This window comes from Novosphingobium sp. RL4 (assembly GCF_035658495.1).
GTDB lineage: Bacteria > Pseudomonadota > Alphaproteobacteria > Sphingomonadales > Sphingomonadaceae > Novosphingobium.
The window spans coordinates 3,112,996-3,135,477 of the sequence record NZ_CP141944.1 but is presented as its reverse complement, the minus strand read 5'-3'; the positions used below and the strand labels follow the sequence as shown (position 1 = coordinate 3,135,477).

Annotated in this window: 15 protein-coding genes; 9 read left to right on the top strand and 6 right to left on the bottom strand. The window is 65.1% G+C overall.

Going from position 1 to position 22,482, the window contains the following annotated elements; genetic code table 11:
* Window positions 1–38: 38 nt before the first annotated feature.
* The gene (locus U9J33_RS15100) at window positions 39–2,207 is read right to left on the bottom strand and encodes an RNA degradosome polyphosphate kinase (protein WP_420719887.1); all 2,169 of its coding nucleotides are present in this window, start codon (window positions 2,205–2,207) and stop codon (window positions 39–41) included.
* 182 nt (window positions 2,208–2,389) lie between these two features.
* Here U9J33_RS15100 and U9J33_RS15095 point away from each other — a divergent pair, with 182 nt between their 5' ends.
* Genes U9J33_RS15095 through U9J33_RS15080 form a run of 4 tightly spaced genes read left to right on the top strand, consistent with a single transcriptional unit; the run spans window position 2,390 to window position 9,494 of the window.
* A complete protein-coding gene (locus U9J33_RS15095; protein WP_324696430.1) occupies window positions 2,390–5,788 on the top strand; it encodes a transglutaminase family protein in 3,399 nt (1,132 codons plus the stop codon).
* Window positions 5,789–5,792: 4 nt separating this feature from the next.
* Entirely contained in the window at window positions 5,793–8,303 is a 2,511-nt protein-coding gene (locus U9J33_RS15090) for a circularly permuted type 2 ATP-grasp protein (RefSeq protein WP_420719846.1), read from the top strand.
* Complete coding sequence (locus tag U9J33_RS15085; RefSeq protein ID WP_185998706.1) at window positions 8,303–9,184, top strand: transglutaminase family protein; 882 nt, start codon at window positions 8,303–8,305, stop codon at window positions 9,182–9,184. Before U9J33_RS15090 ends, U9J33_RS15085 begins: the two co-directional genes overlap by 1 nt.
* A gap of 13 nt (window positions 9,185–9,197) precedes the next feature.
* Window positions 9,198–9,494, top strand: a complete 297-nt coding sequence (locus U9J33_RS15080) for a DUF1294 domain-containing protein (protein ID WP_185996867.1) — start codon at window positions 9,198–9,200, stop codon at window positions 9,492–9,494.
* A 4-nt stretch (window positions 9,495–9,498) separates the two neighbouring features.
* Here U9J33_RS15080 and U9J33_RS15075 read toward each other — a convergent pair whose 3' ends face one another.
* From U9J33_RS15075 to U9J33_RS15065, 3 genes are read right to left on the bottom strand one after another with little or no spacing between them, the layout of a single operon-like run.
* Window positions 9,499–10,347 carry a sulfotransferase family protein gene (locus tag U9J33_RS15075; RefSeq protein ID WP_054436311.1) on the bottom strand — a complete coding sequence of 283 codons (849 nt, stop codon included), beginning with the start codon at window positions 10,345–10,347 and terminating at the stop codon, window positions 9,499–9,501.
* Complete coding sequence (locus tag U9J33_RS15070) at window positions 10,344–11,609, bottom strand: DegT/DnrJ/EryC1/StrS family aminotransferase (RefSeq protein WP_324696424.1); 1,266 nt, start codon at window positions 11,607–11,609, stop codon at window positions 10,344–10,346. Before U9J33_RS15070 ends, U9J33_RS15075 begins: the two co-directional genes overlap by 4 nt.
* Window positions 11,610–11,622: 13 nt before the next feature.
* Window positions 11,623–13,722 carry a nucleoside-diphosphate sugar epimerase/dehydratase gene (locus U9J33_RS15065; protein WP_324696422.1) on the bottom strand — a complete coding sequence of 700 codons (2,100 nt, stop codon included), beginning with the start codon at window positions 13,720–13,722 and terminating at the stop codon, window positions 11,623–11,625.
* A gap of 370 nt (window positions 13,723–14,092) precedes the next feature.
* On the opposite strand from U9J33_RS15065, the gene U9J33_RS15060 reads away from it, so the two are divergent.
* The 4 genes from U9J33_RS15060 (at window position 14,093) to U9J33_RS15045 (ending at window position 19,035) form a co-directional block, all read left to right on the top strand.
* On the top strand, window positions 14,093–15,382 hold the full coding sequence (locus U9J33_RS15060) for a glycosyltransferase family 4 protein (RefSeq protein WP_185996871.1): 1,290 nt from the start codon (window positions 14,093–14,095) through the stop codon (window positions 15,380–15,382).
* Window positions 15,383–15,421: 39 nt separating this feature from the next.
* A complete protein-coding gene (locus U9J33_RS15055) occupies window positions 15,422–16,327 on the top strand; it encodes a methionyl-tRNA formyltransferase (RefSeq protein ID WP_324696419.1) in 906 nt (301 codons plus the stop codon).
* A gap of 3 nt (window positions 16,328–16,330) precedes the next feature.
* Entirely contained in the window at window positions 16,331–17,014 is a 684-nt protein-coding gene (locus tag U9J33_RS15050) for a PIG-L deacetylase family protein (protein WP_054436306.1), read from the top strand.
* A gap of 1,280 nt (window positions 17,015–18,294) precedes the next feature.
* Complete coding sequence (locus U9J33_RS15045) at window positions 18,295–19,035, top strand: LuxR C-terminal-related transcriptional regulator (RefSeq protein ID WP_054435814.1); 741 nt, start codon at window positions 18,295–18,297, stop codon at window positions 19,033–19,035.
* 57 nt (window positions 19,036–19,092) lie between these two features.
* On the opposite strand, the gene U9J33_RS15040 is transcribed toward U9J33_RS15045, so the two are convergent.
* Both U9J33_RS15040 and rlmN read right to left on the bottom strand, forming a co-directional pair.
* Complete coding sequence (locus tag U9J33_RS15040) at window positions 19,093–20,019, bottom strand: formylglycine-generating enzyme family protein (protein ID WP_324699068.1); 927 nt, start codon at window positions 20,017–20,019, stop codon at window positions 19,093–19,095.
* 159 nt (window positions 20,020–20,178) lie between these two features.
* Complete coding sequence (gene rlmN / locus U9J33_RS15035; protein ID WP_324699067.1) at window positions 20,179–21,453, bottom strand: 23S rRNA (adenine(2503)-C(2))-methyltransferase RlmN; 1,275 nt, start codon at window positions 21,451–21,453, stop codon at window positions 20,179–20,181.
* 330 nt (window positions 21,454–21,783) lie between these two features.
* Here rlmN and U9J33_RS15030 point away from each other — a divergent pair, with 330 nt between their 5' ends.
* Complete coding sequence (locus U9J33_RS15030; RefSeq protein WP_054435839.1) at window positions 21,784–22,464, top strand: outer membrane protein; 681 nt, start codon at window positions 21,784–21,786, stop codon at window positions 22,462–22,464.
* The last annotated feature ends 18 nt before the right edge of the window (window positions 22,465–22,482 follow it).

Sequence of the window (22,482 nt, the reverse complement as noted above, 5' to 3'; positions counted from 1 at the left end):
GCATAGGCCCGGGTTCCGGGCGACCTGCGTTCCCTATGTCAGATATTACCGCGTCTTAGCGAGAGCTTTGGTACCTTTCGTCCACTGGCGAGTGAAGCGCCGCGGCCCGAGAGGGACGGGTTCGTCATGAAATAACGGTGGAGATTGAACGGGTTGTCGCTCTCGCCCACCCGTTCCGAGGTGCCGTCCGGATGCAGGATCCATGACTGTTCGGTATCGAGCAGATTGGCCAGCATGACCTGATCGAGCACCTGATCGTGCACCGTCTTGTTGGTGATCGGCACCATGACCTCGACGCGGCGGTCGAGATTGCGACTCATGGCGTCGGCCGAAGTGATGAAGACCCTGGCGCGGCGATTGGGAAGTTCGGCGCCATTGGCGAAGGCCCAGATGCGGCAATGTTCGAGGAACCGGCCGATCACGGATTTCACCGTGATATTCTCGGAAAGGCCGGTGATGCCGGGGCGCAGGCAGCAGATGCCGCGCACCACGAGGTCGATCTCCACGCCGGCCTCGCTGGCGGCGTAGAGCCGGTCGATCAGGTCCGGGTCGGTAAGCGAGTTGAGCTTGGCCCAGATCGTGGCGGGCTTGCCGGCACGGGCATTCTCGATCTCGCCGTCGATGCATTCGTACAAGGTCGAGCGCAGGGAGATCGGCGAGATCGACAGGCACTCCGTCACCTTGGGTTCGACATAGCCGGTGATGAAGTTGAAAAGCTTGCCCACATCACGGCCGATCGCGGGATCGGCCGTGAAATAGGACAGGTCGGTATAGATGCGCGCGGTGATCGGGTGATAGTTGCCCGTGCCGAAGTGGCAGTAGGTGCGATAGCCATCGCCTTCGCGGCGCACGATCATCGAGACCTTGGCGTGCGTCTTCCAGTCCACGAATCCGTAGATCACCTGGACGCCCGCACGTTCGAGCTGGCTGGCCCAGAGCAGGTTCTGCTCCTCGTCGAAACGGGCCTTCAGCTCGACGACGGCCGTGACCGACTTGCCCTGTTCGGCCGCATAGATGAGCGCGGAAATGATCGCGGACTGCTTGCCCGCGCGGTAGAGCGTCTGCTTGATCGCCACGACGTCGGGGTCGCGGGCGGCCTGGCGCAGATAGTCGATCACCACCTCGAAGCTTTCGTAGGGGTGCTGGACGACGATGTCCTTCTCGCGGATGGCGGCGAAGATGTCGCCGTCATGCTCGAGGATGCGCTCGGGATAGCGGGGGGTATAGGGTTCGAACTTGAGCTCGGGGCGGTCCTCGTCGCAGATCACGGAAAGGCCGGAGAAGCCGATCAGCCCCTCGGTCTTCATGATGAGCGCCTTGTCGAGGCCGAGCTGGTTGCGCAGCAGTTCCTCGGCCGAGGGATCGAAGGCGCCCTGCAGCTGGAGCACGATCACGAGCCCGCGTCGGCGGCGCTGGATCGCGGTGCGATAATAGCGCACGAGATCCTCGGCATCTTCCTCGATCTCGATGTCGCTGTCGCGCAGGATGCGGAACACGCCGTGGCCGTTCACCCCGAAGCCGGGGAACAGCTGGTCGGCATTGCGGCAGATCAGGTCCTCGATCGAGATCCAGGCCGCTTCCTCGCCCGGAATGCGCACGAAGCGCGGCAGCGGCGCGGGGATCAGCACCATTTCCATGACGGGCGCATCGTCGGCAAGGCGGGTCAGCGCGAAGAGCACGCCGATGCCCTGGTTGGCCACGAAGGGGAAAGGGTGCGCCGGGTCGATCGCCTGCGGGGTGATGACCGGCATGACATGTTCGAGGAAATACTCGCGCTGCCATGCCTCGCGCTCGGCATCGAGGCGCCCGTCACCGATGACGCGGATGCCTTCCTCGGCAAGCTGGACCTTCAGGCCCGCCCAGGTCTCCTGCTGGATCTGTTCGAGCTGCAGCACTTTCTCGTGCGTTGCGGCGATGGCCTGCGACGGGGTGAGGCCGTCGATCGAGATTTCCTCGATCTGGCGGCGCACCTGGCCGGCGAGCCCGGCGACGCGCACCATCAGGAATTCATCGATGTTGCTGCCCGAGATGGACAGGAAGCGGAGTCGTTCGAGCAGCGGATAGTTCGGATTGGTCGCTTCGGCGAGAACGCGTTCGTTGAACGCGAGCCAGCTCTGCTCGCGATTGAAGAAGCGGGCGGGCAGGGTGGAAAGCTGCGCGATCTCGCAGGTTTCCTGTTCTTCGGGTGTTTCGCGAATTTCGAGCATATCCTTGGTTTTCACGTCTGCTCCGTCCTAGGCGATTGCCCTTGCATGCCACGATGACAGTTTGGCGGCAATCACGACGATCCTCGGGTAATATTGTCTTATACGCAATTTCATCGTCATGCGGGCGTCAATCGTTGGAACATCGTTGCAGTGCAGCATTGTTTCAAGCACAGTCGCTTTCGATGATAAAGGCGGCCCTCCACCATCTCACGCGCTACCGCTATTCGCGGCGAGTGCGCCTCGGTCCCCAGCTGATCCGGCTTCGCCCGGCGCCGCACAGCCGCACGGCGGTGCCCAACTATTCGCTGAAGATCAGTCCGCCGGAACATTTCCTCAACTGGCAGCAGGACCCCCATGGCAACTGGCAGGCGCGGGTGGTGTTCCCCGATCCGGTCGATCATTTTTCGATCGAAGTGGATCTGCTGGCCGAACTGGCGGTCATCAATCCGTTCGATTTCTTCGTGGAGCCGGAGGCGGAGAATTATCCCTTCGTTTATCCCGAAACCCTGAAATTGGACCTCGCCGCCTATTTCGAGGTGGAGGAGCAGGGCGAGCTGTTCGAATCGCTGGTGGCCTCCCACGCCGGGTACTCGGGGCGCACGGTCGATTTCCTCGTCGATATCAATCACAGGCTGCAGCAGCGCATCGGCTACGTGATCCGCATGGAAACAGGGGTCATGACCCCCGAGGAAACGCTGGGCGCCGGTATCGGTTCATGCCGGGATTCGGCCTGGCTCCTGGTGCAGTTGCTGCGCCGCCTCGGCTTTGCGGCGCGCTTCGTCTCGGGCTATTCGATCCAGCTCGTTGCCGACGTGATCCCGAAGGACGGCCCCAAGGGCGTGATGGAGGACGTGACCGACCTTCACGCCTGGGCCGAAGCCTATGTGCCCGGCGCGGGCTGGATCGCGCTTGACGCCACCTCCGGCATGTTCGCGGGAGAGGGGCATATTCCGCTCTGCGCGGCGCCGCACTACAGGTCCGCCACGCCGATCGAAGGCATGGCGGAGCCGGCCGAAGTCGAATTCCACTTCGAGATGGGCGTAAGCCGCATTGCCGAGGCAGTACGCATCACCAAGCCCTTCACCGAGGAGCGCTGGCAGGCCCTGCTCGACCTGGGCGACCGGGTGGATGCGGACCTTGACGCTGCCGGCGCCAATCTGACGATGGGCGGGGAGCCGACCTTCATCGCCGATACCGATTTCGAGGCGGGCGAATGGAACGGCGATGCCGTGGGCCCGACCAAGGCGGCCTATGCGGACAAGCTGATCCGCCTTCTGCGCGAGAAGTTCGCGCCGGGATCGCTGCTGCATTACGGGCAGGGCAAGTGGTATCCGGGCGAGAGCCTGCCGCGTTGGGGATTCTCGATCTACTGGCGCAAGGACGGCACGCCGATCTGGCGCGACCCCTCGCTGATCGCGGACGAGAAGCCACGCGCCCGGGATGCAGAGGCGGAACCCGTGCCGACCGTCGATGTCGCCGTGGCCGAGACGCTGCTGCGCGAGACGGCGCGGGGGCTGGGCGTGGAGCAGGCCTTCGTCCAGCCGGTCTACGAGGATACCGGGGAATGGGCGGAGAAGGAGGCGGAGCTTCCGTTCAACGTCACCCCGCTCGATCCCAAGGTCGATGACGAGGAACTGTCCCGTCGTTTCGTGCGGACCTACCGGCGCGGGCTCGACAAGGCGGTGGGCTATGTCCTGCCGGTGCAGCGCTGGAATGCGGCCGATCTTTCGGTGCCGCGCTGGAAGAGCGAACGCTGGCGGGTACGCAAGGAGGTGCTGACGGCCGTGCCGGGCGATTCGGCCCTGGGCTACCGGCTTCCGCTGGGATCGCTGCCCTATGTGCCGCCTTCCGACTATCCCTATATCCACCCCCGCGATACGGCCGAGCCGCGCTCGCCGCTTGCCGATTTCCGGGAGCAGGTGGTCGAGCGCGGCCATGACACGCGCGAAGCTGCCGCCGATCGCCATGGTCTGCGCGTGCAGCAGGTGGAGCAGGCCGAAGGAGGCCACGCCGCACAGGACGTGGTCGAGCAGCAGATCATCGAGGGTGCGGTGCGCACCGCGATCACCGTGGAGCCGCGCGGAGATTATCTGGCGGTGTTCATTCCGCCGACCGAGCGGCTGGAGGACTATCTCGAACTCGTGGCCGCAGTCGAGGTGGTGGCAGAGACCCACGGCATGCCGATCCGGATCGAAGGCTATCCGCCGCCGCCGGATCCGCGCCTGCAGGTCCTGAAGATCACCCCCGATCCCGGCGTGATCGAAGTGAACATCCACCCGTCGGCATCGTGGCGAGAGACGGTGGAAATCACCGAAACCCTTTACGACTGCGCGCGCGAAGTGGGGCTGACTGCCGACAAGTTCATGGTGGACGGTCGCTCGATCGGCACGGGCGGCGGCAATCACATCGTGCTGGGCGGGCCGAGCCTGCTCGAAAGCCCGTTCATTCGCCGGCCGGACCTGCTCAAGAGCTTCGTGACCTACTGGCAGCGCCACCCATCGCTCAGCTATCTGTTCTCGGGCCTGTTCATCGGCCCGACCAGCCAGGCGCCCCGTATCGACGAGGCGCGGCATGACGCGCTCTACGAACTCGAAATCGCGCTTGCGCAGGTGCAGGGCCCGGTTCCCGGAGCCGGGGAAGCCGACCTTCCGCCGCCCTGGGTGGTGGACCGCCTGTTCCGCAACCTGCTGGTCGATGTCACCGGCAATACGCACCGCACCGAAATCTGCATCGACAAGATGTTCAGCCCTGACGGGCCGACCGGGCGTCTCGGCCTTGTCGAGTTCCGCGGCTTCGAGATGCCGCCGGATGCGAAGATGAGCCTGGCGCAGCAGCTCCTGCTGCGTGCGCTTGCGGCATGGTTCTGGAAGGAACCGCAGGGCGGATCGCTGGTGCGCTGGGGTACGCAGCTCCACGACAGGTTCATGCTTGGCCACTTCGTCTGGGCCGATTTCCTCGACGTGCTTGGCGACCTTTCGCGGGCGGGATACCGGTTCGATCCGGCCTGGTTCGAGGCGCAGCGCATGTTCCGTTTCCCGGTCCACGGCGAAGTGGAAGGCGGGGGCGTGAGCCTTGAAATCAGCCATGCGCTCGAACCCTGGAACGTCCTTGGCGAAACCGGGGCGATCGGCGGCACGGTGCGCTATGTCGACAGTTCGACCGAACGGTTGCAGGTGCGGGCGACGGGGCTGGTGCCCGGCCGCCACGTCATTTCCTGCAACGGCCGGCGCGTGCCGCTGACCGTGACAGGGCCGGGCGAAGGGGTGGGCGGTGTGCGCTACAAGGCGTGGGCGCCGGCCGAGTGCCTGCACCCCATGCTGGCGTCCAATGCCCCGCTAACGTTCGACATCTTCGACTTGTGGAACAATCGGTCGCTGGGAGGCTGCGTCTATCACGTCGCGCATCCCGGAGGCCGCAATTACGACGATGTGCCGATCAACGGCTACGAGGCCGAAGCCCGGCGCAAGGCGCGGTTCCAGCCGCACGGACATTCTCCGGGGCCCCTGGCGGTGCCGCCGGAAGAAGCACCGGGCGAATTCCCGTATTCGCTGGACCTTCGCCGCCCGCCGCGCGTAGTCTGATGCCATGTCCTCAAGTCCGCCCTCCAGCCCGCCGGCCGGCTTGACCGAAATCGCGACGGGCTGGCTGGATGCCTATCCGGTGGCGGTGACCGGCGGCGACCTGTTCGGCGACGCGGCCGAGCCGGTCGCGGCACACTGGCGCGCGGTGGCTTCCGGCCTCTCGGCGCTGGCGGAGGGCGATCCCGCCGTCCTGCAGGACACCGTCACGCGCCATGCCGCCGATCTCGGCCTGACCTTCCGCGTCACTGGCGACGAGGAGGAGCGGGACTGGCCGCTCAACGCCATGCCGCTGGTGATCGGCGCGTCCGAATGGGCGGGGATCGAGCGCGGCCTCGTCCAGCGGGCGAACCTGCTCGAGCGTCTCGCCTCGGACATCTACGGACCCCAGCAGCTGGTGAAGGACGGCCACCTGCCGGCCGCCGTTATCGCGGGGAGCCCGTTCTTCGCGCGCAAGATGCTTGGCCGTGCCCCGCGCGACGGGCGCTATATCCAGGTCTATTCCGCCGATCTCGCGCGCGGCCCGCGCGGCCAGTGGCGGGTCCTGCAGGACCGCGTGCGCATGTCCAGCGGGATCGGCTACGCGCTGGAGAACCGTCTCGCCATGACCCGGACCGGCGGGCACCTTCTGGCCGAGAGCCACGTGCGCCGCATCGTCGAGTTCTTCGACCAGATGCGGGAGGGCATGGTCGCCGCCTGCGGCCGGGATTCGCCGCGCATCGCCCTGCTTACCGCCGGGCGGTTCAACCAGACATATGCCGAACAGGCCCATCTGGCGCGCTATCTCGGTTTTCCGCTGGTGGAAGGCCGGGACCTTTCGGTGATGGACGACCGGCTCTGGGTCGGCACCATCGCGGGGCCCAAGCGGGTCGATGCGATCTGGCGCTGGATCAATACCACCGCGCTCGATCCGCTTTCCTTCGATGCCAAGTCCGAACTCGGCGTGGCCAACCTGTTCGAGGCCTGGGCAGGGGGCGGTGTCGGCATGGTCAACTGGCCGGGAACCGAAGTGCTGGAAAGCCCCGCTTTCGCCGCATTCCTGCCGCGTCTCTGCCGGGTGCTGCTGGGCGAGGAACCCTTGCTGCCGAACGTGGCGACATGGTGGTGCGGACAGGCGACCGAGAGCGCGATCGTGGCGTCCCGGCTTGACCAGCTTGCGCTCGTTCCCGCCTTCGGCCAGCCGGTCGAAGGGCTGGCGCGGCGCGAACCCGTGGCCGGGGCCGAACTGGAAGGCGCCGAACGGGCCGCGCTGCTGGAGGCGCTTTCCCGGCGGCCGATGGACTATTGCGGGCAGGAGATCGTGCATCTCTCCACCACCCCGGCGATCATAAATGGCGAACTGGCACCGCGCCCCTTCACCGTCCGCGCTTTCGTGGCCCGCGACGCGAAAGGGGACTGGACGGTCATGCACGGCGGGTTCGCGCGCCTCTCCTCGGGCAAGGCGCTGCCGACATCGCTGATGGGCGAGGGTGATCTTTCGGCAGACGTCTGGGTGATCGAGGACCGGCCGCCGGATGCGGCCCAGGTTCCCCGTGTCATCGACGAACCGCCGATCTCGCGCGGGGGCGGCATCCTTGCCAGCCAGGCGGCGGACAACCTCTACTGGTTCGGCCGCTACAACGAACGGGCGCAGTACGTTACACGGGTGCTGCGCGCCCTGCTCGACGGTTCGGTGGAGGTCGAAGGCGGCGTGAGCGACCGGATCGGCGTGTCCAACGCGCTGGTCGAACTGCTGGTGGAGGGCGCCGTGATCCCGCGCTCGGCGGCCACCCGGCCGGCCGCCGCGATCTGTGCAGCCGCCCTTGTCGAAGCGCAGCTTCCCGGCGGCGTGACGGCGCTGATGCGCCGCCGCCAGGCCGTGGGCCTGTCCCTGCGGGAGCGTTTCGCGCGTGATTTCTGGCGGCTCGTCAGTCGTCCGATGCCGCCTGTCGATATCCATCGTCCGGCCACGCTGCTCGCGGCGGTGCGCATGCTGACGGAGCATTACAGCGCGCTTTCGGGTCTCGTCTCTGAAAACATGGTGCGCTCCGCGGCCTGGCGGTTCCTGGAAATCGGCCAGCGCATCGAGCGGGCGCAGGGCATCTGCCGCATGGTGCGCCGACTTGGCGAGCTGGAAGAGGGCGGGGAGAAAGACGGCGCGCTCGGTGTCCTGCTGGACCTGTGCGACAGCCAGATCATCTACCGGACACGCTACCTGACCGGGCCGATGGCCGGGCCGGTGCGCGATCTCGTCCTGCTTGATCCCGACAATCCCCGTGCGCTGGTGTTCCAGATCGCCGGTATCGTCGAGCATCTGGCCGCCTTGCCGAGCGTCCGCGACGATAATCTGCCCGAACCGCCGATGCGCCTTGCCCGCGCGCTGCTGGGGCAGGTCCAGGCGGCGAATGCGCAGGATACCGGTTCGCAGTGGCTGGCCGGGATCGAGGGGCAGTTGCTCGGCCTCTCGGATGCGATCTCGTCGCGCTATTTCCTCCAGTTCGAGGCGGACGAGGCGGAGAAACGGACGGCCCTGCTGTGATGCGCTATTCGGTCAGCCACCTCACCACGCTGAAATATGCAGCGCCGGTGCAGCTTGCGCAGTTCAACATCCGCCTGCGCCCCGCCGCCTGGCCCGGGCAGGTGGTGAGCGACTACCGGCTCACCGTCGATCCGCAGCCGGCGCAAGTGGTGGACGGCGAAGGCGGCTACTACATCAACGAGGCGCGCTTCGCGTTGCGCAAGCCGATAGCCCAGCTTCGGATCGAGAGCCGCTTCATCGTCGAGCGCGAGCCGCTGCCGTTCTTCGTCACCGGATCGAGCGGGCCGGGGCTTGCCGACTTGCGGGAGCGGGCGATGAAGAAGCCCGATCTCTCGGCGCGCGGCCCCGCGTCCTACATCTTCGCCTCGCCGATTGCCGCGCCGGAGCGTGACATCGCGCTCTGGGCCAGCGGCTTTCTCAACGATGCGATGCCGGTCATGGAAGCCGGCAGGGCGCTGATGTCGGCGATCCATGGACAGTTCGCCTACGATTCCGGGGCGACCGCCGCCGATACGCCCCCCATCGAGGCTTTTCACGCCCGCCACGGCGTCTGCCAGGACTTCAGCCACATCATGATCATCGCCGCGCGCGCGCACGGGATTCCGGCGGCCTACGTCAGCGGCTACCTGCGCACCCTGCCGCCGCCGGGCCGGGACCGGCTGGTCGGGGCGGACGCCATGCATGCCTGGGTCAACTTGTGGTGCGGCGAGGAACTGGGCTGGGTCGGCTTCGATCCCACGAACGACATGCTGGCCGATGCCGACCATATCTTCATCGGCATGGGGCGCGATTACTCGGACGTGGCACCGCTGGACGGTACTTTCAGGGGATCGTCACAGCAGAACATGTTCTTCTCGGTGGACGTGGCACCGCTGAATTGAGAAGGGCGGCGGGATGGACAAGGCTGATCTGGCGGGGCTCTATTTTGGAGCCGTGAACTTCATTGCTTTCGTGGCTTTCGCATTCGACAAGGAGCGGGCGATCCGTGGCGGTCGCCGGGTGCCGGAATCCAAGCTGCTCACATATGCCGCGATCGGTGGCTCCCCCGGGGCCCTGATCGCGCGGCGGATGCTGCGGCACAAGACACGCAAGCAGCCATTCGTTAACCGCCTGCGCCTGATCGTGGGCGTGCAGGTAACGGCGCTGGTCGCCGGATTGCTTGCCGTGAACGGTCTGCTGCCGGGGCTCTGAGCGGTCAGGCGGTGTTCCGGGCCGTGGCCTTCCAGCGCGACAGGTCGAGCCCGCAGATCGCCTCCAGTGTCTCGATGTCGCGGGCGTAGTAATCGGTGAGCCGTTCGCGCAGGGCTGGGCTGAGCGGCGGATAGGTTATCTCGCGTGCCAGCAGGGAACGCACGTTCTCGAACACCTGCTTGCCGCGCAGTGGGCGCACGCTGTCCTTGAGCGGCGCCAGCGCCTTGCGGAGCGGCAGCGGCAGGATGGCGGCCTGGCTGTTGTTCTCGCGTTCCGCCGCGGCTTCCTTCCGGAACACCGGGGCGACGCCGATATGCGCCGAGACCGCCTCGACGATCCGCTGCGGGTGAACGGCCACGTCTTCGTAAAGGTAGATCAGGATCTGTTCGCGGGGGAACAGGTCGAACCAGCGGGACAAGTGGCGGGCGTAGAGGCCGTCTTCCAGAAACCGCGGATAAGGCGATTCGGCGCCCTGGAGGTAATCTTCGGGCGGGCCTTTCGCCTGTCCCCGGCGGAAGAACATCTTGTAGTCCGAATAGGCACGGGCCACCGGGTTGCGAAGCTGCAGCACCAGCCGCGCCTCGGGGAGCGTCTGGGCAATGCGGTGTGCGGCGAGCGGATGGGCGAGATAGTCCGCGGACTTCTCGCCGATCACTTCCGCGGTCTCGGGCCGGTCTCTGAAGAAACTGCGATACCATTGCTCGCCGTGATCGAATCCGGAACTGAAGTAATGGGGTTCCGGGTCGGGCATGAATATCTGCGGATTTTCCTGAAGGCGCGCCTGTATCCAGGTCGTGGCAGCCTTGACCGCGCCGATGACGATGAAATCGGGATGCCAGCTGGGAGCCTTCATTGCGCTTTCGTCTCCATCATCGTTTCGCGCAGCCCTTCGGCGATGCGCTCCATGTCTGCCGTGTTCAGCGTGTGATCGACGGGGAACATCAGCGTCCGTCTCCCCAGGCCGATCGCGTTGCCCAGCCCCCCGTCGCGGCGGATCGGGATGCCGGAAAGGGCGTGCTCGCGGCTCATGTCGGGGCACGATCCGCTTCCCGCCGGGATTCCCCGCGCCAGCAGCCCCGCCAGCACGAGACGGCGGCGTTCCTCCACGATATCGTCGGGGTCCGTCAGCTGGACATAGAACTTGTACCAGGCATGGCCGGCTTCGGATGGCACGGCAGGCAGGAGGATGCCGGGCACTTGCACCAGGAGATCGAGCAGGACCTGCGCATTGCGCCGCCGCGCTTCGAGCCAGCGAGGCAGCTTGGCGAGCTGGCAGCGGCCCAGCGCGGCCTGCATCTCCGTCATCCGGTAGTTCGAGCCCGGCGTGTCGTGAACGTAGCGGAAGGCGCCCGGCGTGCCGCCGCCGTCCACGGTCTTGAGGTAGTTCTTGCCATGGTCCTTGATGGCCCAGGCGCGCAGCCATGTCGGGTGATCGCGAAACAGCAGGAGGCCGCCTTCGCCGCCGGTGGACATGATCTTGTCCGTGCAGAACGAGAAGGACGCCGCCGCCCCGAAGGAGCCGACCGGACGCCCGCGCCAGGTTGCGCCGTGGGCCTGCGCGCAGTCCTCGATCAGGTGCAGGCCATGCGTGTCGCAAAGCTCCGCAAGCGCGTCCATGTCGCAGGGCCAGCCCGCAAGGTGGACGCAGATCATCGCTTTCGTGGCGGAATTCACCAGCCGCGCGGCCGAACGGGGATCGATGTTCTGGCTTACCGGATCGACATCGGCGAAGACGGGGATCGCGCCCACGGCCAGAACGCAGCTTGCCGTGGCGAAGAAACTGCGCGCGGGAACGATCACCTCGTCGCGCGGCCCGATCCCCAGCGCGCGCAGGGCCACTTCGAGAGTGAGCGTGCCGTTGGCGATGCACATGCCTTCCGGCATTCCGATGAAGCGGCTGAATTCCGCTGCGAACGCGCGATTTTCGGTGCCATGGACAAGGGCGTTGACCCTGCCGGACCGCAGCACTTGCGCCACGGCCTCGATCTCGTCGGGTTCGTGATGGGGCCAGCGGCTGTGCACCGGCCGTGGCCGGATAGCGGCCCCGGCGCTTCCGGCACGGCCGCCTGACGGTTCCTCGATCGGAGCCAATGCGGGCGTGGACGCAAGGTTCACCGGCTTCATCTCCTCAGGCCTTCAGCGGTTCGCCGGCGCCGCGCGGGGCGGACAGGCTTTCATTCTCGATCACCTCGAACCCCGCGCTTCCGCTCGGCACCTTGACCAGGGTATGCGTGATGCGGCGCGCCTCGGTATGGTCGCCCAGCTCCACCGCGCGGGCGAGGCGGTCGATGCTGCGGGAGATGAAGGGCAGGGGAATCGGCTTGGACTGCGCCTCGAAGATGCCCTTGATGCCGGAGGGAAGCTGTTCCTCGCAGATGTCGAACAGCTCCTCGTAGAGCTTTTCGCCGGGGCGCAGGCCCACGAATTCCACCGGCACGTCGATCTCCGGCTGAAGCCCGTAGAGCCGGATCATCCGGTAGGCGAGGTCCACGATCCGCACCGCCTTGCCCATGTCGAGCACGAAGATCGTGCCGCGCTGGGAGTTCTGGCTGAGCGCGGCGGAACTGCTCTGCAGGATAAGCTGGACCGCCTCGCGCACGGTCATGAAGAAGCGTTCGATATCGGGGTGCGTCACGGTGAGGGGCCGCCCCTCGCGCAGCTGGCGGTGGAACAGCGGCACGATCGAGCCGCTCGATCCCAGCACGTTGCCGAACCGCACGGTCATGAAGCGCGGCGCATCGGCATCGTCCACCCCGCACATGTCCAGCGCCTGGCTGTAAAGCTCGCCCACGCGCTTGGTCGCTCCCATCATGCCGACCGGGTTCACCGCCTTGTCCGTGGAAACCTGCACCATCGCCTTGGCCGAGAATTCGCAGACCGCATCGGCCACGATCCGGGTGCCCAGGATATTGGTGTGCACCCCGGCGCAGGGACTGGCCTCGACGATGGGCACATGCTTGAGCGCGGCGGCGTGATAGACGATCACCGGCCTGTGCTTCTCGAACACCCGGCGCACTTCGTCCCGCTCGCGGATGTTGCAGAGCTCCGGCTGGACATCGAGATCGGGGAACTGCTCGCGCAGCTTCATCTCGATGGCGTAGAGGTGGTATTCGCTATGCTCGACCAGCACGAGGCGCGAGGGGCGGAAGCTGGCGAGCTGCCAGCACAGTTCACCGCCGATCGTGCCGCCCGCGCCGGTGACGAGCACGCACTTGCCGGTGATCTGGCTGGTGATCTGCTCTCCCTCCAGCGTGAATTCGCTGCGGCCAAGCAGGTCCTTCACCGAAAGCTCGTCCGGCGATGTGCCGTGGTTCCGCTGGAGGATATGGCTCCAGCCATCGCGAATGCGCGAGAGTTCGAGGCCGAGATTGCGCGCGCGCGAGGTGAGGCGCGCCATTTCGCGGTTGGAAAGGTCGGTGCCGTCGTCGCAGGCGATCACCAGCGATGGGCGCCGTCCCTGAAGGTCCAGCGTCTCCACGGCATGGGCAAGATCGTCGTGGCTGCCGAGTACGGGAACGCTGGCGATCTGCAGCAGCGTGTCGTTCACCGAAGGCAGCAGGATGCCGCAGATCGACAGGCTGGGCGTCGATTCGCGCTTCAGCATCTCGATGATGGAGAGCACCCAGTCGGGAGAGCCGACCAGCAGCGCGCCGCGCAGGTTCTTGCCGTCGGAAAAGGCGGGCAGCGCCTTGGCGCCCTGCGTCAGCTTCTCGCGCAGGGCGCGCCGGGCGCCGCGCACGAAGAACAGCGCGGACATCGCGAACAGCCACTGTGCCAGCGCGATCTGCAGAAGCTGGCCATGCTCGGCGCGGACGCCGGGAACCAGCAGGATCGCCACCCAGGCCAGCGCGAAGGACGGTGCGGTCAGCATCGCCAGCTGGATGGCGTGGGCAAAGCTGAAATAGCGCCAGCTCCGCCGGTAGAGACCCGCCGTGTAGAACACCCCCACCACCACGAGCCCGAACGACAGGATTGCGCCGAGATGGCCGTCGGACTTGGGAAAGCCGGTCTTGCCGATGAGTTCGAACGCGAGGGCCAGGGTCAGGGCCACCACCACGAAATCGATCGTCATCAGCACCGTGTTGCGAAAGGCGCGCCGCAGGCTGAACTGGGTGATCGACGATCGCGACCGCGCTTCGGACGAGCCGAACTTGCGCACGCGGAGGAACTTGTTCGCGGAACCGGAGGACATCGACGAGGCGCTGGCCCCCGCGGCGGTTTGGTTCATTGTTTCGACCTTCGCGTTTGTTCGGCCGCGTTTGTTTTGGCCGTATTGGCGTGACGCGCGGTTTTTCCCGGCGAGAAAACGTACCACTGCCCAGTCGGGCCTCATGTCGTTCATGATCTATTGACCATTCTCGGGCCGCGCACTTGTGCATGAAGTCATCAGCCGTAATTGCCGGGGCTCTTGCGAATAGGGGGCGATTTCGACTGTCGGGCAGAACTATGCCTCCAATGGAGCGCCAGTCCCGGTTCCCGCCCCTCCCTTAATCGCCGCCAGTCATCTCTATGGGCTATCAGCCGATAGGTTGCTTGCGGTCAGCGGCCCGGGGGCCATCATTCGGTCGACAAGGACGGGTGGTCACGCGGGGAGGGGCTTGCGCAGACCCGCCGCAGCGGCACCGTCCGTCAGCCTGGGGCTCGATTACGCAATGAAGGTACTTGTCCTGTCCAGTCTCGCCTATTCGCTCACGAATTTCAGGGGAGCGCTGCTGCGCGAACTGAAAGCGAACGGGCATGACGTGATTGCGGTGGCGCCTGACCGGAACCCGGCGGTCGAGGCGGACCTTTCGGCCTGGGGGGTCGGCCTGCGAATCGTGCCGATGGCCCGGACGGGGACCAATCCGGTGAAGGATGCGAGCCTCCTTTCGGCTTACCTGCGGCTGATGACCGCGGAGAAGCCCGATCTCGTTCTGGCCTATACGCAGAAGCCGATCATCTACGGCGGCATCGCCGCGCGGATGCTCTGCGTCCCGCGCTTCTTCGCGCTGATGTCGGGACTCGGCTATGTGTTCAGCGAGGGGAGCGGCGCCGGCAAGGCGCTGCGCTGGGCGGTGGCGCGGCTCTACCGCGAGGCCGTGCGCCGGTCGCGCGGCGTCTTCGTGTTCAACGCCGACGACCGCAAGGACATGATCGACCTGGGTATCGTCACGCCGCGCCAGAACGTGGTCCAGGTTCCCGGCTCCGGTATCGACCTCGAAAGGTTCCACCTCGAACCGCTGCCGCGCAACCGGCTTCGCTTCCTGCTGGTGGGGCGGCTCATGCGCGACAAGGGCATCTACGAGTTCGCTGAGGCGGCAAGGCAGATCAAGCTGGACCATCCGGACGTCGAATTCTGCGTGCTCGGCCATTACGAGCGGGACAATCCGACCGGGATCGACGAAGTGGAATGCGCCCGCCTCGCGCGGCAGTTCCCGGTGCAGTTCATTCCCGGAACCAGCGACGTGCGGCCCTATCTCGCCGGGTGCTCCGTCTTCGTGCTGCCGTCCTACTATCGCGAGGGGCTGCCGCGCACGATCCTCGAAGCGATGGCCACCGGGCGCCCCATCATCACCACCGACATGCCCGGTTGCCGGGAGCCGGTGATCGAGGGCGAGAACGGCTTCCTGGTGAAGCCGCGCGACGCCGGCGCTCTGCGGGCGGCGATGCAGCGCTTCGTCGATGCTCCGCAACTGGTGGCGGGAATGGCGGCGCGTTCGCGCGATCTCGTCGAGAAAATCTACGATGTGCGCAAGGTCAATCATCAGTTGCTCGACGAGATGGACCTCCTGCGCGAACCCTGGAACGAACCCGCGACGCTGCACGAGGCGCCCGACCCGCTGGACGATCTGCCGCGCAGCCCGGCCGGAATGCACGATGCGGCGACTTCACGGGCGATCGCCAGCTAATTTTCGACCGGGATCGAGCGGGGGCGCAAGGTCATGACGATGAAGGCAGTCGTAATCGGCGCAGTAGGCAGCACCGAAGTGCTGGTGGAGGAACTGGTCGCTGTACCGGGATGGGAGCTGACGATGATCGGCACGCTGCCGCCCGAGCTTCACGGGCGGCATTCCGACATCGTCGATCTTTCGGTGCTGGCCGGGCGGCACGGGGTGCGGCTGGCTCCCATCGCGCGAACCAACGATCCGCAAGTGCTGGACATGGTGCGCGCGGAGGCGCCGGACTATGTCTTCGTGGTCGGCTGGTCGCAGATATGCGGGCCGGAATTCCTCTCGATCGCGGCGAAGGGGGCCATCGGCTATCATCCCGCACCGCTTCCCCGTCTGCGCGGTCGGGCGGCGATCCCCTGGACGATCCTGCTCGACGAGCCGATTTCCGCCTCCAGCCTGTTCTGGATCGCCGAAGGCACGGACGACGGCGACATCCTTGCCCAGCAATACTTCCATCTCGCGCGGGACGAGACCGCGCAGGGGCTTTACGACAAGCACATGGCGGCGCTGCGTTCGATGCTGCGCGCGGTGCTGCCGGTGCTGGCGGCGGGAGATCAGCCGAGGCAGGTTCAGGACGAGCGCTATGCGACATGGGCGACGAAGCGCACCCAGGCGGACGGGCTGATCGACTGGCGCCAGCCGGCCTCGGCGATAGACCGCCTGATCCGCGCGGTGGGGCGGCCCTATCCGGGGGCCTTCACCCATGTCGCCGGGCGCAGGATCACCGTCTGGTCATCGCGCCCGGTTTCGGGCGGGGAGCGGCATCATGCCCTTCCCGGGCAGGTCATGGCGAACGGCGGCGGGGTACTGACCGTGCAGACCGGCGAGGGCCTGATCGAACTGGTCGACTGGGAAGTGGCGGAGGGCAGGCCGCCTGCGCTTCACGCCGTGTTGAAAGGATAGCGCTTGGCTTTGCAGCACTATGGAAAAGTCCTTGTCATCGCGCCGCATCCCGATGACGAAATCCTCGGCTGCGGCGGCACCATGGCGCGGATGGTCGAGGAAGGGCTGGACGTGCAGGTGGCGGTCATCACCAGCGGCCGCCCGCCCGCCTTCGCTGCCGACGGCGTGGCGAGAGTGCAGGCGGAAATGCGCAGCGCCCATGCTCATATCGGCGTGAGCCGCACGCATATGCTGGATTTCCCGGCCGCCTCGCTCGACATCGTTCCGGCCGCGGAACTGAACGCCGCATTCTGCCGGATCGTGCGGGACGTGCAGCCCGACACGCTCTTCGTGCCGTTTCTGGGAGACATCCATCAGGATCACCAGCTCGCCTTCCTCGCCTCGATGGTGGCGGCGCGGCCGCGGGATCGGCAAGTGCCGACACGGGTGCTCTGCTACGAGACGCTGTCCGAAACCAACTGGTACGCGGCGCCGATGACGCCGCCTTTCGTGCCCAACGTGCACATCGACATATCCGGCACGCTGCAACGCAAGCTCGATGCCTTTGCGATGTTCGAAAGCCAGGTCCGCCCCTTTCCCGACGAGCGTTCGCTCATCACGATCGAGGCGCTGGCCCGTCTGCGCGGTTCGACCGTCTACTGCGAAGCGGCGGAAGGCTTCATCCTCGTGCGCGCGATCGAGCGCTAGGGGCAGGACCTGTTAATCACGCCTGCGAGTGTCCCGGATGGATTTGACCAAAATGGCCCATCGCAGCGTCGGGAAGGCTTGAAATATCGACATATTCCAGCGCCTTCCCTTCTTGCGCTGAGCCATTTTGCCTCAAACCTCGATGGTGCCATTTATGAGTTTACGCCCTAGGCCGAATTCGTCCACGCCGCCTGGGTCGTAACGGCCCGGTCACGGCTGCGTTTTCTTGTCACACGCCGCCTGGCCTTCCGGGGGCGGATGCAGACGGCGATTCCGGTTTTCGCAAGAACCGGATTTTTCAGGCAGCGCTTCAGGTATCCCGGTGTATTCGGAAGTACCCGTTTTGGACAGTCGTCATGTAATGAGTATCTATTACGGTCATTACTTGGAAAAATCAGCGTAGCCGGGGCGGCTGCTTTGTCGTCCGCTTGCGGGATGGGGGCCTCCAGAAGCCTTCGGGACGGAGATTTACCGTGGCCCGCCAACGATTTTCGCTACCTCCGACGCGCTTCGTTAGCTGACGATCGGTCAGCCCGTAAGGTGACGGCCTGTTCGATCCGCAGGGCATTGACGGGATTCGGGCGATGGGCGGTGCCGCGGGCAGGTTCATGGCCCCGGCCGGCCTTGCGTGCGTGCAAACGCATCGATTGGTGGCTTTGCGGCGGATGGCCCGAATACGCGCAAGCACCGAAATTCGTGAGGGAAGAAGGCCGGACATTCCCGAGTCGCCTTGCTGAAACTGCCGATTTCCGGCTGCGATCCCGGATGATGGCGCCCATCGAACTTGAAGGTGATTCACCTTTGTGGCGATTGACGGTTGCGCAATTTACAGCGCGCAAAGTTAACATATTGAAATGGGTGAGTTTATATCTTTTATACCTCTTTCGGGGTAGGCTGTACCAGAATTATACGGTTCGCGTGTTACCTAGCCAAATGAACTTTCCGAAAGGGGCGTTATCATACTGAACATACGCCTCTTTTAAGAATATACGATTTATCCTTACGGAGCGGTAAGGTCGCCTGTCGGCCTCTCGACTTAAAGACGAGGATATGTTCTAAGGTGGTGTACCTAATGGTGTGGGGCTAAAAGGGGGACACGCAAGGGGGCTGACCACTCGGTCTGTTCATCCGGTGATTGTCACGTAAAGGTTCATTTCAGGATTTCGAGGTATCGAGATCTTGATGTTCCCTCCTGCATCCGGGTTACGTCAGGGTAATTCAAAAAAATCAATAAGACGTTTTGGGTCGTCCGTATTTCCGCATTCAAGGAGAGAAAGACGATGGCGAATTTCGAAGAAGTCTGCGTGACGATTGTCGGCTTCAATTCCCTTGTCAGAGAGGGAATCTGCAAGATCCTGAATACCTGCGAGTTCAGGTGTTCACGGTTCTTCAAGGACTGCGATGACGTTCTCGCCGGAGAGATCGGCCTTCCGATAGGCCTTACCATTTTTGACATGGGGACCTGTGGGGACTTGCTGGCGAGCCTGCCGGCGCTGAAGGATCGGCATCCCTACATGCGCGCCGTGCTGCTGGCCGACGAATTCGAATTCGGCCAGATGGTGGAAGCGTTCCAGCTTGGCGCTCATGCCTATCTGCTCAAGGAGATCGGTTCCGAGCCGCTCATCGAATCCCTTCGCTTGGTTAACCAGGGTGAAAAGGTACTGCCCAGCGCCCTGCTTCAGCACCTGCCGCAAAAGCAGGTCATGTCGGAAGGCCAGGCCGAAGTGCAGGTTCAGCTCAGCGAACTGCTTTCCGAACGGGAAATCGATACGCTGCGCTGCCTTGTGATGGGCTATCCCAACAAGGTGATCGCCTATCGGCTGGACATCAGCGAAGCCACCGTGAAGGTCCACGTGAAGGCGATCCTGCGCAAGCTCATGGTCCAGAACCGGACCCAGGCGGCAATCTGGGCGGTGAACCAGGGTGTCATCACGCAAGTCGGCGAATTCCGCGAAACGGCGGATTACGTGCCTGTCGAAGAAGTCAGCCGCGCTCCGGTGTCACTGGCGCTGGCACGCTGACATCGAGCATGGCCGGGGGTAACGCCCCGGCCTGCTGCCTCCGCGAAACCGGAGGCTTCAGCTTTCCCGAACCACGCAGCGAAAACCGATATGCGTCGTGGCCGTGTCGATCATCTCGGGATGGCGCGCGGCGGGGCGATAGCGCTGGCAGTAGTTCGCCGCGCAGAGGTGCGACCCTCCCTTGATGACCTTGCGCCCGATCCGCACCAGCGGTTGGGCGGGGTCGAAGCTGTCCTTGAGCTTGCCGCCGCGCGGATTGCTCAAGGCGCAGCAGGAACCGCCGGATTTCTTCGGCGCTTCCGGGCGCTCGGCCCACCAGTCGCGCGTCCATTCCCAGGTGTTGCCGATCATGTCGTGAAGGCCGTAGCCGTTCGCGGGGAAGGACCGGACCGGCGAAGTGCGCTCCCAGCCGTCGAGGCACTGGTTGGCAAACGGGAACAGGCCCTGCCAGTAATTGGCCATCATCCTGCCGTCGGGCGCGAGTTCGTCACCCCAGGCATAGTCGGCGTTTTCGAGACCGCCCCTGGCGGCGAATTCGAACTCGGCCTCTGTCGGCAGGTCCTTGCCCGCCCACTGCGCATAAGCTTCGGCATCGGCGTAGGCGACATGGACGACCGGATGATCCCAAAGACCAAGCGCATCGACATCGCTGCCCGGTCCGAGGGGATAGCGCCATGAGGCGCCGAATTCGAAGCTCCACCAGTTGGCGGGATTGGCCGTATCCACCGGCGTCGCGGTCTTGCGGAAAACCAACGATCCGGCTTGCGCCATTTCCGGCGACATGCCGGGATAGTCCCTGGGATCAGGGGCGATCTCCGCCACGGTCACATGGCCGGTCGCCTCGACGAAGCGGGCGAACTCGCGATTGGTGACGGGCACTTCGTCGATCCAGAAAGGATCGACAGTGACTCGCCGCAGGGGTGCTTCCTCGGGGTAGAACCTTTCCGAGCCCATCGTGAAGGTGCCGCCGGACACGCGGATCATGCCGTGCAGGCGCTCGCCGACTTCGGCCGAAGTCGGGGGCAGGATCTGGGTCATTCAGGAGCCTCTCTGTCGATCTCTGTCCTCTCTAGGTTCGCTTTGACCCCACGCCAAATGCGTATTGTCAAAGCGAGCCGGGAGACGGTGCGGATCGACGCCGGCTCAGCCGAGTTCCTTTTCCTTCTCGGCGTAGAGCCGTTCCAGTTCGGCGCGGCTCTTCTTTTCGGCGGCGGTCTTGAGCTGGCCGCAGGCCGCGTCGATATCGCGTCCGCGCGGGGTGCGGACCGGCGCGGAGATGCCGCCCTTGAACACGATGTCCGAGAACGTCCTGATCCGGTCCGGCGTCGAGCACTCGTACTGCGCGCCGGGCCAGGGGTTGAACGGGATCAGGTTGACCTTGGCCGGAAGGTTGTACTTCTTCAGCAGGCGGACCAGTTCGTGCGCGTCGGCGTCGCTGTCGTTCTTGTCCTTGAGCATCACGTATTCGAACGTGATGCGGCGCGCGTTAGAGGCACCGGGATAGTCGGCGCAGGCCTGGAGCAGGTCCTCGATGCCGTACTTCTTGTTGACCGGCACGATCTCGTCGCGGACTTCCTTGGTTACCGCATGGAGCGAGACGGCCAGGTTCACGCCGATTTCCTCGCCGCAGCGGGCCATCTGCGGGATCACGCCCGAGGTGGAGAGAGTGATGCGGCGCTTCGAAAGCGCGAGCCCGTCACCGTCCATGACCAGCTTGAGCGCGTCGCGCACGTTGTCGAAATTGTAGAGCGGCTCGCCCATGCCCATCATCACGATGTTGGTGAGCAGGCGGCCGTCCGAAGTGTAGCTGCCTTCCTCTTCGTCGTCAGCCGCATCCGCGCCGTCGATCCCGTCGCCGAAGCTGAAGTCCATGCGGCCCTTGGGCCATTCGCCCAGCGCATCGCGGGCCAGCATGACCTGGCCGACGATCTCGCCCACCGTCAGGTTGCGCACGAGGCGCATGGTGCCGGTGTGGCAGAAGCGGCAGTTGAGCGTGCAGCCGACCTGCGAGGACACGCAGAGCGTGCCGCGATCGGCATCGGGGATGAACACCATTTCGAAATCATGGGCGTCCGCCGTGCGCAGCAGCCACTTGCGGGTGCCGTCGCTGGAGTGCTGGGCTTCGACGATTTCCGGGCGGCCGATCACGAAGCGTTCTGCCAACCAGGGGCGCATGGTCTTGGCGATGTCGGTCATCGCCTCGAACTCGGTGACGCCACGGTGGTAAAGCCAGTGGTAGACCTGCTTGGCGCGCAGCTTTGCGGCCTTCGCGTCAAGCCCGGCGCTTTCGAACAGTTCCGCGATCCGCTTCTTCTGCAGGCCGATCAGGTCCAGCCGGCCGTCCTCGCGCGGCGTGACCCCTTCGACGAGGTTGGGGCGGGGCACCGGCACGGGGTCGATATGGCCCGGGATCGGCATGGGGGCGCCGGAATGGGAAACTGGGCCGGTGGCGCCGGAAAGGGTGTGGGTCGCGTCTGTCATGATTGGGCGGGCATATAGTGCATCCGGGATAAAAACGGAAGATGCGCGCGCATGGGGGCTCGCGCGAACTGCCGCAAAGCTTGCCGGGTTCCCGCCGCCGGGCGCTTGCCGGGGGCGCTCCGTCGATCAAGTGTGACCGAAAAACATCAGTGTTTTCGTTGTGTTAGGTTCAGGAAACCGAGCCCCCATGACGATCATTTGACCAGTCCGGACGGGCCGGTCGCCATCAACGGATGCCCGCCCGAGAAAACAAGAATGGAGCATCCCATGAAGAAGATTCTCGTCTGCCTCGCCCTTGGAACCGCTGCCGGTACCGCCATCGCATCGGCTCCCGCCATGGCGCAGGATACCGGCCCGGCCCAGCCTTTCTCCGGCTTCCACGTCGAGGCGCTCGCCGGTTACGATGTGACTAAGGCCGGCAGCAGCGTCGATGACGACGTTAATGTCGACAACGACCAGTCGATCGACGGCTTCGCCTATGGCGTCGGCGCCGGCTATGACTTCCGCTCGGGCAACCTCGTCTTCGGTCCGGAAGCCGAAGTGACCTGGTCGACCGCCAAGACGAAGTTCAACGACGGCGATTTCGAAGGCTTCGGCATCGGCAACGTCAAGGCCAACCGCGACCTCTACGTCGGCGCCCGCGTCGGCTACGTCGTCACCCCCAGCACCATGATCTACGCGAAGGGCGGCTACACCAATGCCAAGTTCGACGTGCGCAACGCGGTCGGCACGGTCGAGACGAACCGCGATATCGATGCCGACGGCTGGCGGATCGGCGCGGGTGTCGAGCAGGCGATCACGAACAACGCCTTCGTAAAGCTCGAATACCGCTATTCGAACTACGAGAAGGGTGAACTCGACTACACCGGCGACATTCCGGACGGCAACCGCTTCAACCTCGACACTGACCGTCATCAGGTCATGGCCGGCGTCGGCGTTCGCTTCTGAGCCGCATCTAGATGCAGG

Coding starts and splice junctions, on each gene's coding strand:
- U9J33_RS15100 (WP_420719887.1), bottom strand. CDS start 2,207: ATGCTCGAAATTCGCGAAACACCCGAAGAACAGGAAACCTGCGAGATC.
- U9J33_RS15095 (WP_324696430.1), top strand. CDS start 2,390: ATGATAAAGGCGGCCCTCCACCATCTCACGCGCTACCGCTATTCGCGG.
- U9J33_RS15090 (WP_420719846.1), top strand. CDS start 5,793: ATGTCCTCAAGTCCGCCCTCCAGCCCGCCGGCCGGCTTGACCGAAATC.
- U9J33_RS15085 (WP_185998706.1), top strand. CDS start 8,303: ATGCGCTATTCGGTCAGCCACCTCACCACGCTGAAATATGCAGCGCCG.
- U9J33_RS15080 (WP_185996867.1), top strand. CDS start 9,198: ATGGACAAGGCTGATCTGGCGGGGCTCTATTTTGGAGCCGTGAACTTC.
- U9J33_RS15075 (WP_054436311.1), bottom strand. CDS start 10,347: ATGAAGGCTCCCAGCTGGCATCCCGATTTCATCGTCATCGGCGCGGTC.
- U9J33_RS15065 (WP_324696422.1), bottom strand. CDS start 13,722: ATGAACCAAACCGCCGCGGGGGCCAGCGCCTCGTCGATGTCCTCCGGT.
- U9J33_RS15055 (WP_324696419.1), top strand. CDS start 15,422: ATGAAGGCAGTCGTAATCGGCGCAGTAGGCAGCACCGAAGTGCTGGTG.
- U9J33_RS15045 (WP_054435814.1), top strand. CDS start 18,295: ATGGCGAATTTCGAAGAAGTCTGCGTGACGATTGTCGGCTTCAATTCC.
- U9J33_RS15040 (WP_324699068.1), bottom strand. CDS start 20,019: ATGATCCGCGTGTCCGGCGGCACCTTCACGATGGGCTCGGAAAGGTTC.
- rlmN (WP_324699067.1), bottom strand. CDS start 21,453: ATGCCGATCCCGGGCCATATCGACCCCGTGCCGGTGCCCCGCCCCAAC.
- U9J33_RS15030 (WP_054435839.1), top strand. CDS start 21,784: ATGAAGAAGATTCTCGTCTGCCTCGCCCTTGGAACCGCTGCCGGTACC.